The sequence below is a fragment of the Streptomyces yokosukanensis genome (assembly GCF_001514035.1).
Lineage (GTDB): Bacteria > Actinomycetota > Actinomycetes > Streptomycetales > Streptomycetaceae > Streptomyces > Streptomyces yokosukanensis.
Genome location: NZ_KQ948217.1, coordinates 94,908 through 109,806, shown reverse-complemented (window position 1 = coordinate 109,806; position 14,899 = coordinate 94,908). Strand labels below are relative to the sequence as shown.

14 protein-coding genes are annotated in these 14,899 nt (G+C 72.5%); 11 read left to right on the top strand and 3 right to left on the bottom strand.

Annotation, left to right across the window (positions count from 1 at the left end; genetic code table 11):
* The first annotated feature begins 166 nt into the window (after nt 1-166).
* The 9 genes from AQI95_RS28135 (at nt 167) to AQI95_RS28095 (ending at nt 9,685) form a co-directional block, all read left to right on the top strand.
* Complete coding sequence (locus AQI95_RS28135; protein WP_067129746.1) at nt 167-1,327, top strand: ABC transporter substrate-binding protein; 1,161 nt, start codon at nt 167-169, stop codon at nt 1,325-1,327.
* A complete protein-coding gene (locus AQI95_RS28130) occupies nt 1,324-2,223 on the top strand; it encodes an ABC transporter permease (RefSeq protein ID WP_067129743.1) in 900 nt (299 codons plus the stop codon). The genes AQI95_RS28135 and AQI95_RS28130 overlap by 4 nt, the downstream gene beginning before the upstream one ends.
* Entirely contained in the window at nt 2,208-3,026 is an 819-nt protein-coding gene (locus AQI95_RS28125; RefSeq protein ID WP_067129740.1) for an ABC transporter permease, read from the top strand. The genes AQI95_RS28130 and AQI95_RS28125 overlap by 16 nt, the downstream gene beginning before the upstream one ends.
* Nucleotides 3,023-4,102 (top strand): ABC transporter ATP-binding protein, encoded by a 1,080-nt coding sequence (locus AQI95_RS28120; RefSeq protein WP_067129724.1) that lies wholly within the window; start codon nt 3,023-3,025, stop codon nt 4,100-4,102. The genes AQI95_RS28125 and AQI95_RS28120 overlap by 4 nt, the downstream gene beginning before the upstream one ends.
* 14 nt (nt 4,103-4,116) lie before the next feature.
* Complete coding sequence (locus tag AQI95_RS28115) at nt 4,117-5,583, top strand: HAD-IA family hydrolase (protein ID WP_067129722.1); 1,467 nt, start codon at nt 4,117-4,119, stop codon at nt 5,581-5,583.
* Nucleotides 5,584-5,678: 95 nt separating this feature from the next.
* A complete protein-coding gene (locus tag AQI95_RS28110; RefSeq protein WP_079071511.1) occupies nt 5,679-8,054 on the top strand; it encodes a sensor histidine kinase in 2,376 nt (791 codons plus the stop codon).
* Complete coding sequence (locus AQI95_RS28105) at nt 8,044-8,478, top strand: roadblock/LC7 domain-containing protein (protein ID WP_079071510.1); 435 nt, start codon at nt 8,044-8,046, stop codon at nt 8,476-8,478. Before AQI95_RS28110 ends, AQI95_RS28105 begins: the two co-directional genes overlap by 11 nt.
* A 10-nt stretch (nt 8,479-8,488) precedes the next feature.
* A complete protein-coding gene (locus AQI95_RS28100) occupies nt 8,489-8,869 on the top strand; it encodes a DUF742 domain-containing protein (protein WP_244188868.1) in 381 nt (126 codons plus the stop codon).
* 165 nt (nt 8,870-9,034) lie between these two features.
* Nucleotides 9,035-9,685: a DUF4232 domain-containing protein gene (locus AQI95_RS28095; RefSeq protein WP_067129719.1), complete on the top strand. Its 651-nt coding sequence runs from the start codon at nt 9,035-9,037 to the stop codon at nt 9,683-9,685.
* Nucleotides 9,686-9,691: 6 nt separating this feature from the next.
* Here the strand turns inward: AQI95_RS28095 and AQI95_RS28090 are convergent, their stop codons facing one another.
* Nucleotides 9,692-10,243 carry a Repetin gene (locus AQI95_RS28090; protein WP_067129716.1) on the bottom strand — a complete coding sequence of 184 codons (552 nt, stop codon included), beginning with the start codon at nt 10,241-10,243 and terminating at the stop codon, nt 9,692-9,694.
* 325 nt (nt 10,244-10,568) lie between these two features.
* On the opposite strand from AQI95_RS28090, the gene AQI95_RS28085 reads away from it, so the two are divergent.
* Both AQI95_RS28085 and AQI95_RS28080 read left to right on the top strand, forming a co-directional pair.
* On the top strand, nt 10,569-11,357 hold the full coding sequence (locus tag AQI95_RS28085; RefSeq protein ID WP_067129713.1) for a carbon-nitrogen hydrolase family protein: 789 nt from the start codon (nt 10,569-10,571) through the stop codon (nt 11,355-11,357).
* A 52-nt stretch (nt 11,358-11,409) separates the two neighbouring features.
* Entirely contained in the window at nt 11,410-13,107 is a 1,698-nt protein-coding gene (locus AQI95_RS28080; protein ID WP_067129710.1) for a flavin monoamine oxidase family protein, read from the top strand.
* Nucleotides 13,108-13,146: 39 nt separating this feature from the next.
* Here AQI95_RS28080 and AQI95_RS28075 read toward each other — a convergent pair whose 3' ends face one another.
* Both AQI95_RS28075 and AQI95_RS28070 read right to left on the bottom strand, forming a co-directional pair.
* Nucleotides 13,147-14,076 (bottom strand): TIGR03619 family F420-dependent LLM class oxidoreductase, encoded by a 930-nt coding sequence (locus AQI95_RS28075; RefSeq protein ID WP_067129707.1) that lies wholly within the window; start codon nt 14,074-14,076, stop codon nt 13,147-13,149.
* A gap of 96 nt (nt 14,077-14,172) precedes the next feature.
* Complete coding sequence (locus tag AQI95_RS28070) at nt 14,173-14,859, bottom strand: DUF5995 family protein (RefSeq protein WP_067129704.1); 687 nt, start codon at nt 14,857-14,859, stop codon at nt 14,173-14,175.
* Nucleotides 14,860-14,899 lie beyond the last annotated feature (40 nt).

Below are 14,899 nucleotides of genomic sequence, written 5' to 3'. Positions count from 1 at the left end.
GCCTAATCGACACACCCGGGTGATCCGTGTCAGCCGGAAGTGTGCAGGGAATCAGCGGACGGTGTTCTGCTTCCGTTTACCACCAGGACACTCGCGCCGGGCGTACTGAGGCCAACTTGTTCAGACAAGTTCTCCCTCCCTCCTTATGCGTCCCCCTGGAGAGACCGTGACCGTGTCCCTGCCGAGAAACGCCGTGCTCGGCGGCTCCCTCGCTGTCGTCGCCGCGCTCGCCCTGAGCGCCTGCGGCGCCGCCCCCGACAACGCGTCGACCAAGACCAAGGACGGCAAGAGCGCCGCCACCGCCACCTCCGCAGCCGACTTCGGCGGCATGGACGCCCTGGTGAAGGCGGCCAAGAAGGAGGGCACGCTGCACATCATCGCGGTGCCCCGCGACTGGGCCAACTACGGCGCCATCATCGACGGTTTCCAGAAGAAGTACGGCATCAAGATCCAGGACGAGAGCCCGGACGCCGCCAGCCAGGACGAGATCAACGCCGTCACCACCCGCAAGGGCCAGGACCGCGCCCCCGACGTCCTCGACCTCGGCTCCTCCTTCGCGCTGAGCGCCGCCCAGCAGGGCCTGCTCGCGCCGTACAAGGTGGCCTCCTACGGTGACATCCCCGAGGCGCAGAAGGACCCGCAGGCCCGCTGGTACAACGACTACGGCGGCTACGTCTCCATCGGCTGCGACGCCAAGCGCGTCAAGCAGTGCCCGACCACCTTCAAGGACCTCCTCAAGCCCCAGTACAAGGGCCAGGTCGCGCTCAACGGCAACCCGACCAAGTCCGGCTCGGCCTTCGGCGGCGTCTTCGCGGCGGCCCTCGCGAACGGCGGCTCCTTCGACAACATCCAGCCCGGCCTGGACTTCTTCGCCAAGCTGAAGAAGAGCGGCAACTACACGCCGGTCGAGTCCACCCCGGCCACCGTCGAGAAGGGCGAGACGCCCATCTCCATCGACTGGGACTACCTGAACGCGGGCTACGGCGACGAGTTCAAGTCCAAGGGCCTCGACTGGCAGGTCTCCGTCCCGAGCGACGGCCAGTACGCCCAGTACTACTCCCAGGCCGTCAACAAGGACGCCCCGCACCCGGCGGCCGCCCGCCTGTGGCAGGAGTACCTGTACAGCGCCGAGGGCCAGAACCTCTGGCTCAAGGGCTACGCCCGCCCGGCCCTGATGACCGTCCTGGACAAGGCCGGCACCCTCGACAAGACGGCCGCCGCCAAGCTGCCCAAGGTCACGGGCACGCCGTCCTTCCCGACCGAGGCCCAGCAGAGCAAGGCCAAGACGGTCATCGCCCAGGGCTGGGGTAAGGCCGTCTCCGGATGACCACCGCTCTTCCGCGTGCGGACGTGGCGCCCGTCGCTTCGGCGAAGCGGCGGCGCCGCGCCCCCGGCTGGCTCGCCGTGGCGCCGCTGCTCGTCTTCACGGCCGTCGCCTTCGGCCTGCCCGCCCTGGCCATCGTGAACGGCGCCTTCTCGGCCGACGACGCCACCACCGGCGCCTCCCACTACACCGGCGCCAATGTGACGGCCTCGCTGCAGGGCCCGTACCTCACCGCCCTGCTCGGCAGCGTCAAGCTGTCCGCGATCTCCGCCGCGCTCGGCGCCCTGCTCGGGCTGCCGCTGGCGCAGGCCGTGGTCAGCTCCCGCTCCCGCTGGCTGCGCGAGGCCGTGCTGACCGCCTCCGGCGTGCTCGCCAACTTCGGCGGCGTCCCGCTGGCTTTCGCCTTCGTCGCCACCCTCGGCAACGCGGGCGTCCTCACCGTCCACCTGGGCCTGAAGGACAGCGGCTGGAACCTCTACAGCTTCTGGGGCCTGGTCCTCGTCTATCTGTACTTCCTCATCCCGCTCATGGTCCTCACCATCACCCCCGCGCTGGACGGCCTGCGCACCCAGTGGCGCGAGGCCGCGCTGAACAACGGCGCCAACGGCGTGCAGTACTGGCGGCACGTGGCCCTGCCCGTGCTCGCGCCCTCGCTGCTCGGCGGTCTCGTGCTGCTCTTCGGCAGCGCCTTCGCCGCCTACGCCACCGCCGCCGCCATGGTCGGCAGCGCGGTCCCGCTGGTCACCCTGCAGATCGCCGACGCCCTGTCCGGCAACGTCCTGGTCGGCCAGGAGAACGTCGCCCTCGCCCTCAGTCTCGACATGGTGCTGGTGGCGGGCCTGGTGATGGCCGTGTACCTGCCCCTTCAGCGACGGAGTGCCCGATGGCTCGACGCCTGACCCCGTGGCGGTGGGTCGTCCTCGGCCTCGCCGCCCTGTATTTCCTGGTGCCGCTCGCCGCCTCCGTGATCTTCACGGTCGACGTGCCCGGCCAGGGCCTCACCTTCGACGCCTACACCAAGATCCTCACCGCCGACGGCTTCCTGTCGAGCCTCGTGCTCTCGCTGGAGCTGGCCCTGGCCACCATCGCGGTCGTCCTGCTGCTGATGGTGCCCGCCGTGGTCGCGCTGCGGCTCGGCTCGCCGCGGCTGCGCCCGGTGGTGGAGGTGGTGTGCTCGCTGCCGCTGGTGGTGCCGCCCATCGCGTTCGTCGCCGGCATCGCCACCGTGCTGAAGTGGGGACCGGAGCATCTCTCCCGGACGCCGCTGTTCGAGACGTTCGTGGCGATCCAGAACCCGGACTTCCCCGTGGTGCTGGTCCTCGCCTACGTCGTGATGGCCCTGCCGTTCGTCTACCGGGCCCTGGACGCCGGTCTGCGCGCCATCGACGTACGGACCCTCGTCGAGGCCGCGCGCAGCTGCGGCGCCTCCTGGCCGCAGGCCCTCGTCCGGGCCGTGCTGCCGAACCTGCGCGGGGCGCTGCTGAACGCGTCCTTCCTCACGCTGGCCCTGGTCCTCGGCGAGTTCACGGTCTCCCATCTGCTCGGATACACGCCCTTCGCCGTGTGGATCTACAACGTCGGCGGCGAACAGGCCCAGATGTCCGTCGCCGTGTCCGTGCTCAGCCTGCTTGTCACCTGGGCCCTGCTCCTCGCGCTCGCCGGTGCCGGCGGCCGCAACCGATCCGCTTCCTCCCGGGGATGACACACATGACCGCCACCCTGCCCGACACCCTCGAAAAGGCCGCCACCGTCGAATTCCGCGGCCTGCGGCGGGAGTTCGGGGCGACCGTCGCCCTCGACGGACTCGACCTGACCGTCCGCCCGGGGGAGTTCCTGGCCCTGCTCGGCCCGTCCGGCTGCGGCAAGACCACCGCGCTGCGCATGCTCGCCGGGTTCGAACACCCCGACTCCGGCGCCGTACTGGTGGACGGCGAGGACGTCACGCACGTCCCGGCCCACCGCCGCGACGCCGGCATGGTGTTCCAGTCGTACAGCCTCTTCCCGCATCTGAACGCCGTCGACAACGTCGCCTTCGGGCTGCGCATGCGCGGCGTCCGCACGGCCGAACGGCGCTCCCGGGCCGCCGAGCTGCTGGATCTGGTCGGCCTCGGCGACAAGGGCGAGCGCTACCCGCACCAGCTCTCCGGCGGTCAGCAGCAGCGCATCGCGCTGGCCCGCGCCCTGGCCCTGCGCCCGCGCGTGCTGCTGCTCGACGAGCCGCTGTCCGCGCTCGACGCCAAGGTGCGGCTCACCCTGCGCGAGGAGATCCGCCGGCTCCAGCAGGAACTCGGCATCACCACCCTCTTCGTGACGCATGATCAGGAGGAGGCCCTCTCGGTCGCCGACCGGGTCGCCGTCATGCGCGCCGGTCGCCTCGAACAGTGCGCCGGACCCGCCGAGCTGTACGGCCGCCCCGCCACGGCTTTCGTCGCCGAGTTCGTCGGCACCATGAGCCGGATTCCCGGCGACCTGAAGGACGGCACCGTCGAGGTGCTCGGGCAGCGGCTGCCGGCCGACGGCGAGGTGCCGGACGGCCCGGTGGACGTGCTGGTGCGCCCGGAGTCCCTTTGGGTGAGCGCCGACGAGCAGGGCGCCGCCCGCGTCGTGGCCACCGCCTTCCTCGGCGCCGTCGTCCGGGTCACCGTACGGCTCGCCGACGGCACGGAGGCCAAGGCCGACCTGCCCACGCACGAAGCCGCCGGGCTCGGCGCCGGATCCGCCGTCGGCGTGTCGCTGCCCGAGCGAGCGGTGCTCGTGGCCGAACGTATCCAGAAGTGAGGAATGACCCGAACGTGACCCCCCACACCTCCGAATTCCCGCTGCAGGCCGTTCTGTTCGACATGGACGGCACGCTCGTCGACACCGAGCGGCTGTGGTGGGAGGCGGTCGAGGAGGCCGCCGGCCGCCCGCTGACCGAGGACGACCAGGCCGACGTGCTCGGCCGCCCGGTCGAGCACACCGCCGCCTGGCTCGCCACGGCGACGGGCCGGCCGGAGGCGGACATCGCGGCCGATCTGCACCGCGAGTTCGCCGACCGCGTCCGCACCGGGATCGTGCCCCGGCCCGGCGCGCTGGACCTGCTGGACGCGCTGGCCGCCGCCGGCATCCCCGCCGCCCTGGTCACCGCGTCCCCACGCGCGGTCGCCGACATCGTCCTCGACGCCCTCGGCGCCGACCGGTTCGCGGCCTCCGTCACCGCCGACGACACCGCACGCACTAAGCCGGCTCCCGACCCCTATCGGGCCGCCTGCCATGCCCTCGGCGTCGACCCCGGCGCCTGCGTGGCCGTCGAGGACACCGAGACCGGTGTCGCCTCCGCCGAGGCCGCCGGCTGCGCCGTCCTCGCGGTCCCGTCCCTCGCGCCGATCGGCACCGCGCCCGGCCGGACCGTGCGGGACAGCCTCACCGGCGTCGGCGTCCAGGACCTGCGCAGGATGGTCGCCCCCGAACTCCGGGTCATGAGCTGGAATCTGTGGCTCGGCGGCAGCGAGGTCGACGACCATCGCGCCAAGCAGCTCAAGGTCGTCCTGGAGAGCGGCGCCGATGTCGTCGGACTGCAGGAGACGGGCGGCAGCGCCGCCCAGGAGCTGGCCGAGGCGCTCGGCTGGCACCACCACCGGGCCGGCGAGAACCTCGGCGTCCTCAGCCGCCACCCGATCACCGCCCGCTTCGGCGATCCGGACGTCGGCTTCTACGGCGCCGCGGGCGTCCGGATCGCCGTGGCGCCCGGCCGCGAGGTCGACGTGTGGATCGCGCATCTGCACTACACGCCGTACGGCCCCTACGAGTCCGTCTTCGACGGGCTGCCGGCGGCGGAGCTGATCGCCCACGAGGAGCTGCGGCTGACCCAGATGCGGGACGCGCTGGGCCGTATCGCGCAGTCCGGCGGAGCGGACGTGCCCGTCGTCCTCGTCGGCGACTTCAACTGCCCCTCGCACCTGGACTGGCCGGACGTGGCCTGGCCGGTGACGAAGGCGGCCGAGGACGCGGGCTTCGCCGACTCCTACCGCGAGGCCCACCCGGACCCCGTCGCCGAGCCCGGCCACACCTGGTCGCCGATCCACCCGGTGCACGAGGACGGCAGCGGGCGGCCCGAGCCGCAGGACCGGATCGACTACGTCCTGCACCGGGGCCTGACCGTGCGCGACGCGCGGACCCTCGTCACGGGCAGCCCGCGGCCCTGGCCGGACGTCGCGGACAACGACTGGCCCTCCGACCACGCGGCCGTCGTCGCCACCTTCGCGCTCCCGCCGAGGTGACCGGGGGTTACCGCAGGTCACCATTGCGGTACGGGGTGACCATCCCGTATGTTGTGCCGCGCTCCGCTACTGACTGGTAACACGGCAGGTACTCCATGCGCTGGCCCCTCGGCCGTCCCACCACCGTCCGTACGCGGATCGTGGCGCTCGCGCTCGCCCCGGCCGTCGCGCTGATGGCGCTGTGGAGCTTCGCCATGTGGTCCGTCACCGGCGAACTGCGCGCGCTGGTCCGGGTCCAGGGGGTGTACGAGGACTTCGGCACCCCCGTGGACACCGCGATCGGGCAGATCCAGATCGAGCGCCGGATGTCCGCCGCCTACCTGGGCGCCGGTCTCGACACGGCCGCCGCGAGCGACCTGCTCGGGCAGCAGCGCCGTACCGACCGCGCCGTCGACGCCATGCGGGAGGCGATCCGCGACGGCGACCGCGGCCGGCTCACGGACCGCCAGCGCCAGGCGCTGGACGCCGTGGTCACGGCCGCCGGCAAGCTGGACGGGCTGCGCGCGCAGGTCCTGTCCCGGCGCATCAGCTGGGACCGGGCCGTGGACGAGTACAGCACGCTCGTGGAGCCCGGCTTCGACGTGCAGTCCACGCTCACCGCCCTCCAGGCCGGACAGCTCGCCCGCGAGGCACAGGTCGTCATCGAGCTGGTACGGGTGCGGGAGTTCGTCTCCCGGGAGGACGCGCTGGTCGCCGGGGCGCGGGCGGCCGGCACCCTGACCGACCGGCAGTACGACACCCTGACCTCGACCATCGAGGACCGGCGGGTGTTCGAGCGGACGTACGTGCCGGACCTGCCGGCCGACTCGCGCGCGCTGTTCGAGGACTTCCAGCACACAGACCTCTACGGCTCGCTGGTGCGCGGTGAGGACGCGCTGCTGCGGTCCGGGGCCGTCGGCGCCGGGAAGGCCGTCGGGGCCGACACCTGGCGTTCCACCACCGACCGGGCCGTCGTGCGCTACCGCGAGCTGTGCACCACGTCCGCCGAGAACTCCGCCGCACGCGGCCGGGCCTTCGCCTACCAGGAGCTGACCAAGGCCGCCGTCGTCGGTGGCGTGGGCCTCGCCGCCGCGGGGCTGTCGCTGTGGTTCGCGGTGCGCGGGGCGCGGCGCATCTCGCGGCGCCTGGAGACCCTGCGCGACGCGGCCGATGTCCTGACGAAGGACCAACTGCCCGACGTCATGCGCAGGCTCGGCGCCGGCGACGAGGTGGACGCACTCGTCGAGGCGCCGCCGCTGGCCGCCGACGAGGTGCACGACGACGAGATCGGGCAGGTCGGCCGGTCCTTCAACACCGCGCGGCTCGCCGCCGTCGAGGCCGCCGTCAAGCAGGCCGGACTGCGCCGGGGCCTGTTCGCGGTGCTGCTCAACATCGCGCGCCGCAACCAGGCGCTCGTACACCGCCAGCTGAAGCTCGTCGACACCCTGGAACGGCGTACGGACGACCCCGACGTGCTGCGCGAGCTGTTCCGTATCGACCACCTGACCACGCGCATGCGCCGGCACGCCGAGAGCCTGATCATCCTCTCCGGCGCGGCGCCCGGCCGGCGCTGGCGCCGGCCCGTGCCGGTCGCGGACGTCGTGGCCTCGGCCGTCGGCGAGATCGAGGACTACGCGCGCGTGGTGGTGCCGCCGATGGCCGAGGCCGGGGTCGCGGCCGACGCCGTCGCCGACGTCGTCCACCTGGTGGCCGAACTGCTGGAGAACGCCGCGGTGTTCTCGCCGCCGCACACCCAGGTCACCCTGCGCACCGGGTGGGTCGGCGGCGGGTTCGTGCTGGAGATCGACGACCGGGGGCTCGGCCTCGACGCCGAGGCCCGTGCCCAGGCCCACAGCACCCTCACCGATCCTGACGGCTTCGACCCCACCCGCCATGACCGGCTGGGCCTCTACGTCGTCGGCCGCCTCGCCGCCCGGCACGGCATCGAGGTCACCCTGCGCGATTCGCCCTACGGCGGTACGACCGCGGTGGTGCTGCTCCCGGAGGGGCTGCTGGCGGACGTGGCGCCGGCGCCGCGAGTGCCTGCGACGCCCGTGCCGGTGGGGCCCGAGCAGCACGAACACGGCGCCGCCGTACGCGAGTTGCCGTCCAGGAAGCGCACCGCCCCGCCGGGCGGGGCGCGGTATGCACCCGTGGCGGAACCGCCCGCGCGGGGCCGGCTCGCGTCCGTGCCCGTGCCCGACGCGGGGGCCGTGTCCGAACCGTCCGTGCCCGCGCCCGCCCTGCCCACGCGGGTCCGCCAGGCCTCTCTCGCACCGGAGCTGCGGGACGAGCCGCCGCCCCGCGAGGACGGGGCCGGCCCGGAGACGGACGCCGAGGAGATGCGGGCGATCTTCGGCGCCTTCCAGCGCGGCCTCGACCGCGGCCGCAGGGGCCTGCCGGCGACCGACTCGGACTCCGACTCGGACTCCGGCTCCGACACCGTGACCACCCACGCCCACGAAGGGACGGACACCGACGATGCCCGGTGAGGAACACACGCCCGAGCGGTCCGCCGAGCCCGGTGGAGCGCCCGGTACGGATCTCGGCTGGCTGCTGGACGACCTCGTGGCGCGTACCGACCACGTCCGTCATGCCGTCCTGCTGACCGCCGACGGCCTGCCGCTCAGCAGCTCGGACGGGATGCGCCGCAGGGACATCGAGCACCTGGCCGCCGTCAGCTCCGGCTTCCACGGCCTGGCCCGCTCGGCGGGCGAGCGGTTCGCCGCGGGCGCGGTGCGCCAGACCATGGTCATGCTCGACGACGCCTACCTCTTCATCACCCCGGCCGGCCACGGCAGCCGGCTCGCCGTCCTCAGCGAGGCCCGCACCGACGTCGGGCAGCTCGCCCACGAGATGGCCCTGCTCGTCCGCCGCCTCGGTCGCCACCTGGACGCGGCCGCCCGCACGACCTGATGATCCCGCGGTGAGCGACGAGCACTGGTACGAGGACGAGACCGGGTCGATGGTGCGCCCCTACACGGTGACGCGGGGCCGCACCCGGCCCTCGGGCGCGCACGCCATCGACCTGATGTCCCAGGTCACCGCGGTGGAGAACGCCGCACAGGGGCCGGACATCGACCATGCCCGCGCCGCCCTGCTCGACGTGATCCGGCGTGGCCGCCGTCCCGTCGTGGAACTCGCCGCGGACGCCGACCTGCCTCTGACCGTCCTCAGGGTGCTGCTCGGCGACCTGGCCGAGGCGGGCCTGGTCCGCATCGACGAACCGCGCCGGCTCCCGGCCGGAGGAGCGGCCGCCGACCCGGGGCTGCTGCGGGAGATCATGGAGCGGCTGCGGGAGATCTGAGCAGGTCCGGAGAGTCTTGTAACGGGTCCGGAACCTCTTGTAACAGGCATGTATGAAGGCGGGGCCGACCGGAACGCGCCCGGCGCCCCCGGTGGTCTCACTGGTCGGCAAGTGACCAGTGCCGCTCACCGCCGAGGAGTGAGGGGCAACGCCTGAAGGGGAACCATGCGCGTCCAGAAGCTCTCGCTGCTCGCCGTCGCCGCCGTCGCCGGCCTCTCGCTCACCGCTTGCCAGGGCGGTGACAAGAGTTCCTCCGCCTCCGGCGACTCCTCCTCCCCGAGCTCGCAGACCTCCGCCTCCCAGGCTTCCGGGTCCCAGGCCTCCGGGTCCCAGGGCTCCGGCGGCAGTGGCGCTTCCTCCGGCAAGGGCACCACCACCGGCCGGTCCGGCACCGTCGGCGGTGGCACGGCCGTCGGCGGCGGTGCCGCCGTCTGCACGACGTCCCACCTCGCGTTCACCACCTCCGGCGGCATGGCCGAGGGCACCCTCGTCGTCAACCTGAAGAACACCGGCTCCGCCGCCTGCACCCTCAAGGGCTTCCCCGGTGTCGACCTCAAGAGCAAGGACGGCAGCGTCAGCGCCCGGCGGAGCAAGCTCGCCGCGCCGCTGGTCGGCATCAAGCCCGGCGAGGAGACCCGCTTCACCCTGCACTACCCGCCGAACAACTCCGGCGGCAGCGGCGAGACCTTCACCAGCCTCGTCGTCACCCCGCCGAACGAGACGCACTCCCGGACGCTGTCCGTCGCCGTCAACGTGCCCGTCTCGGACGGCCCCACCTCCGCCGTCACCGTCGACCCGGTCGGCACCGGCAAGTAGCAGGATCTAGAACCGCGGCTCCCAGGGCACGACCGTGAAATCACCCGTGCCCTGCTTCACCTTCTCGAACGGGGCGGAGGACACGCACCGGGGCAGGTCCTTGGTGTCCGTGGGGCTGCCGACCGCCGCCCAGCTGTAGCCCAGCCGGTCGTGCCGGCCGAGGTCGTGGACCGTGACGCCGACCCGCCTGCCCTTCGCCCCCGGCAGGTCCGAGGCCGTGATCACACCGGAGACCACGGCGACCTTCCCGCCGGTGACCAGGCAGTCGACCTTCGCCCTGGCCCACGCGCCCTGGCCGTGCAGATAGTGGCTCCACCGGAACGTGCCGGTGGCCTTGAGCGGGTCCGCGGTGTCCTTCGCCGCCAGATGGGCGTCGAAGCTGAAGGTGATGTCGTCCCCGGCCGAGCGGTACAGCTTGGCCGTACCGGTCAGCGCCGCAGCCTCCCGGTGCGGGGAATGTGCCCCGCCGCCCGCGGCCAGCGCCGCCCCGGCCGTACCGGCGGTGATCAGCAGGGCGGTGGTGACGGCGACGGCGGCGATCCTCGTACGACGCTTCATGGCGGTCCTTTCCGCAGGTCGAGCGCGTGAACTGAACGCTCACCACTCTCCCGGCGGCGGGCTCGGCGCACATCGCTCCGCGGGCGGGAGACCACCTCCCCCGCCCGGCGGGGAACCGGACGGGTGACCTGCGTCTCAGGGAGGACCGGCACCGGCGGGGAGCGCCGCAGGCGGCCGGCGAGTGGCGCAACGAATCGCCGCCCGGCCCGCCCTCCACGCAACGAACCGCGCACAGGCGCGCAACGGCTCCTCCTTGTCCGGCCGAGCGCGCCGACCGTACCTTCTTAATGACCTCCTAACCCCCCGCGTCCGGTGAGGAACACGCATGCGCACCGCCCTGCTCCAGAGCTCCGGCCGCCCCGGCTCGGTCGTCGAGAACCTGAAGGTCCTCGACGAGGCCGCGGGCCGCGCCGCCGCCGCGGGCGCCGCCCTGCTGGTCGCACCGGAGATGTTCCTGACCGGGTACGCGATCGGCGACGCCATCGGCCGCCTCGCCGAGCCCGCCGACGGCGACTCCGCCGACGCGATCGCCGAGACCGCGACCCGGCACGGCATCGCCATCGCCTACGGCTACCCGGAGCGCGACGGCGAGACCGTCCACAACTCCGCCCAGCTGATCTCCGCCGACGGCACCCGGCTCGCGAACTACCGCAAGACCCATCTCTTCGGCTGCGCCGAGCGCGACCACTTCACGCCGGGCGACCAGCCCGTCGTCCAGGCCGAGCTGAACGGCCTCACCGTCGGCCTGATGATCTGCTACGACGTCGAGTTCCCGGAGAACGTCCGCGCCCACGCCCTGGCCGGCACCGACCTCCTCGTCGTCCCGACCGCGAACATGCACCCGTTCGAGCTGGTCGCCGAGTCGATGGTCCCGGTGCGCGCGTTCGAGAACCAGATGTACATCGCGTACGCGAACCGGGTCGGTCAGGAGGGGGAGTTCGAGTTCTTCGGACTGTCCACCCTCGTCGGACCCGACGGGATCGCCCGCACCCGCGCCGGCCGCAGCGAGCAGCTGGTGCTCGCCGACGCCGACCCGGCCTTCCTGGCCGCCTCCCGCGAGGCCAACCCGTACCTGAACGACCGCCGCCCCGGTCTGTACGGGTCGCTCGGCTGAGCCGCCGCCACAGCTTCCCCCTGTTTCACTTCGCGCAAGGAGTCCGTACCCCATGACGTCCACGGTGCCCAACGCCGTCGAGCACAGCGACGAGCAGCAGCCGCCGATCACCATGTTCGGCCCGGACTTCCCCTACGCCTACGACGACTTCCTCGCCCACCCGGCGGGCCTCGGTCAGATACCCGCGACCGAGCACGGCACCGAGGTCGCGGTCATCGGCGGCGGGCTGTCCGGCATCGTGGCCGCGTACGAGCTGATGAAGATGGGCCTCAAGCCCGTCGTCTACGAGGCCGACCAGATCGGCGGCCGGCTGCGCACGGTCGGCTTCGAGGGCTGCGACGAGTCGCTGACCGCCGAGATGGGCGCGATGCGCTTCCCGCCGTCCTCCACCGCGCTGCAGCACTACATCGACATGGTGGGTCTGCGGACCACGCCGTTCCCGAACCCGCTGGCCGAGGCCACCCCCTCGACCGTCGTCGACCTCAAGGGCGAGTCGCACTACGCCGAGAGCGTCGACGACCTGCCCCAGGTGTACCGGGACGTCGCCGAGGCCTGGAACAAGTGCCTCGACGAGGGTGCCGACTTCTCCGACATGAACCGCGCCATGCGCGAGCGGGACGTGCCGCGCATCCGTGAGATCTGGGCGAAGCTCGTCGAGAAGCTCGACAACCAGACCTTCTACGGCTTCCTGTGCGACTCCGAGGCCTTCAAGTCGTTCCGGCACCGCGAGATCTTCGGCCAGGTCGGCTTCGGCACCGGCGGCTGGGACACTGACTTCCCGAACTCCATCCTGGAGATCCTGCGCGTCGTCTACACCGAGGCCGACGACCACCACCGCGGCATCGTCGGCGGCTCCCAGCAACTGCCGCTGCGCCTGTGGGAGCGCGAGCCGCAGAAGATCGTCCACTGGCCGTACGGCACCTCGCTGAAGTCCCTGCACCCGGACGGCGAGCCGCGCCCGGCCGTGACCCGGCTGCACCGCACCGCGGGCAACCGGATCACCGTGACGGACGCGAACGGCGACATCCGCACCTATCAGGCGGCGATCTTCACCGCCCAGTCCTGGATGCTGCTGTCCAAGATCGCCTGTGACGACTCGCTCTTCCCGATCGACCACTGGACGGCGATCGAGCGCACCCACTACATGGAGTCCAGCAAGCTCTTCGTGCCTGTGGACCGGCCTTTCTGGCTGGACAAGGACGAGGAGACGGGCCGGGACGTCATGTCGATGACGCTCACCGACCGTATGACCCGCGGCACCTACCTGCTGGACGACGGCCCGGACAAGCCCGCCGTGATCTGCCTGTCCTACACCTGGTGCGACGACAGCCTGAAGTGGCTGCCGCTGTCCGCGAACGAGCGGATGGAGGTCATGCTGAAGTCGCTCGGCGAGATCTACCCGAAGGTCGACATCCGCAAGCACATCATCGGCAACCCGGTGACGGTCTCCTGGGAGAACGAGCCCTATTTCATGGGCGCGTTCAAGGCCAACCTGCCCGGCCACTACCGCTACCAGCGGCGCCTGTTCACCCACTTCATGCAGGACCGGCTGCCGCAGGACAAGCGGGGCATCTTCCTCGCCGGCGACGACATCTCCTGGACGGCCGGCTGGGCCGAGGGCGCGATCCAGACCGCGCTGAACGCGGTCTGGGGCGTCATGCACCACTTCGGCGGCGCGAGCGACCCGGCCAACCCGGGTCCGGGCGACGTCTACGACGAGATCGCACCCGTGGAACTCCCCGAGGACTGACCGGGAACCGCGCAAGGACCAAGGCGAGGGCGGCCGGCCTCAGACTCCGGCCGCCCTCGCCTTCTCGAACACCTCCGCGGCGACGTCCGTCAGCTCCCGCGCGTCGCGCGCGTCGCCCTGGAGGTCGATGAGGATCTCGTCCAGGCCGATGGCCGCGAACTCCACCAGGTCCGCCACGATCTGGTCGACATCGCCCTGGAAGGGCTGCCGGCCGGCTCCCTCGTACGGCTTCTCCCGGCGCGCGGTGTTCACCCGCAGCACCGTGCGGATCGGCCGCGTACGGCCCCGCTCCTCGGCCATCTCCCGCAGGCGACGCCACTGGGCTTCGACGCCTTCGGCGCTGAAGCCGGCCGGCAACCAGCCGTCGGCGTGGTCGACGAGCCGGCGGAAGGCCCGACCGTTGCCCGCGGCCAGCATGACCGGAATCGGGCGGGCGGGCTTGGGCCCGACCGCCGCGGAGGCGATCTTCGTGAGCGTGCCGTCGTGGACGACCGGATCGGGGCCCCACACGGCCCGGCACACCTCGATGATCTCGTCGAGGACCGCGCCGCGCTCCTCGATCGGCCGGACGCCCGAGGCGGCGTACTCGTCCAGGGACCAGCCGGTGCCGAACCCGGCGATCATCCGGCCCCCGCTCGCCACGTCCAGCGAGGCCAGGGCCTTGGCGAGCTGGAACGGCATGTGCAGCGGCGCCACCAGGACGCTGGAACCCAGCTCCGCCCGCTCGGTGGCGGCCGCGGCCAGGGCCAGGGTGACCAGCGGATCCGCCACGTCGCGGTACCGGTCGGGCCAGGGCACGCCGGCCATGCCGTACAGGCCCTGGGTGGCGGGCTCGGGGAACAGGGCCCGCTCGAAGACCCACAGGCTGTCGTATCCGATCTCCTCGGCGGCGCGTGCCACGTCGGGGACGTCCGTGCCGAGGGAGTACTGCCGCATCTGGGGAAGACTCAGGCCGAGCCGGATCGCCATACCGCTGCTCCTCTGCGCTGGGTGTTGAACCTTCAACGTACGGCGCGCGCAGGGGTGTTCCGAAGGCGGCTCACCCGGGGGCCGGATCCGGCCGGGTCAGTCTGCGAGCGGCGTCAGCAGCATCCGCCCCGCGAACCCCACCGCCGCGTCCAGCCGTTCGGCGAACTCCCCGGCGACCTCGCCGCAGTGGCGCAGCGCCCACAGCGCCCGTGCCGCCGCCCAGGCCCCGTCGCGGGCCCGCTCCAGGCTCCAGGAGCCCAGCAGATGGGTGAGCGGGTCGGCGATCTGGAGCAGGTCGGGCCCCGGCATCAGATCCTCGCGGACGCGCTCCTCCAGCGAGTCGAGGAGATCGCCCACGCGGTCGAACTCGTCCTCCAGCTCGGGGGGTTCGCAGCCGAGCGTACGACAGGCGTCCACCACGGCGAGCGCGAGGTCGTGCCCGATGTGCGCGTTGATGCCCGCCAGGGCGAACTGCAGCGGCCGTACTCCGGGGTGGCCGCGGAGCTGGAACAGGGGCCGCCAGCAGGCGGGGGGACGGCGGTCCGCAGCCGTCGCGTCGACCGCCGCGAGATAGCGCTCGGCGAACCGCACGTCCAGGGCGATCGCCGCTCGTGGGTCCGGGAACTCCCCGGCGTCCAGGCGCCGGTCGACCTCCTCGGTGACGGTGAGGTAGACGCGGTTGAAGACGGCGACACCGTCCCGCTCGGGCAGGGCCGCGTCGATGGCCCGCATCCGGGAGACGACCGCGTCGACGGGAGTGGTGACGTGTTCCAACTGCGCCATGGGGGAAGGGTCCCAGCCCTGGGCCGGGCGGCGTGCCGAC

Bases quoted from the DNA above. Each gene is read 5' to 3' on its own strand.
- AQI95_RS28085 (WP_067129713.1), top strand. From the start codon at position 10,569: ATGCGCACCGCCCTGCTCCAGAGCTCCGGCCGCCCCGGCTCGGTCGTC.
- AQI95_RS28110 (WP_079071511.1), top strand. From the start codon at position 5,679: ATGCGCTGGCCCCTCGGCCGTCCCACCACCGTCCGTACGCGGATCGTG.
- AQI95_RS28090 (WP_067129716.1), bottom strand. From the start codon at position 10,243: ATGAAGCGTCGTACGAGGATCGCCGCCGTCGCCGTCACCACCGCCCTG.
- AQI95_RS28075 (WP_067129707.1), bottom strand. From the start codon at position 14,076: ATGGCGATCCGGCTCGGCCTGAGTCTTCCCCAGATGCGGCAGTACTCC.
- AQI95_RS28105 (WP_079071510.1), top strand. From the start codon at position 8,044: ATGCCCGGTGAGGAACACACGCCCGAGCGGTCCGCCGAGCCCGGTGGA.
- AQI95_RS28120 (WP_067129724.1), top strand. From the start codon at position 3,023: ATGACACACATGACCGCCACCCTGCCCGACACCCTCGAAAAGGCCGCC.
- AQI95_RS28080 (WP_067129710.1), top strand. From the start codon at position 11,410: ATGACGTCCACGGTGCCCAACGCCGTCGAGCACAGCGACGAGCAGCAG.
- AQI95_RS28070 (WP_067129704.1), bottom strand. From the start codon at position 14,859: ATGGCGCAGTTGGAACACGTCACCACTCCCGTCGACGCGGTCGTCTCC.
- AQI95_RS28130 (WP_067129743.1), top strand. From the start codon at position 1,324: ATGACCACCGCTCTTCCGCGTGCGGACGTGGCGCCCGTCGCTTCGGCG.
- AQI95_RS28095 (WP_067129719.1), top strand. From the start codon at position 9,035: ATGCGCGTCCAGAAGCTCTCGCTGCTCGCCGTCGCCGCCGTCGCCGGC.
- AQI95_RS28125 (WP_067129740.1), top strand. From the start codon at position 2,208: ATGGCTCGACGCCTGACCCCGTGGCGGTGGGTCGTCCTCGGCCTCGCC.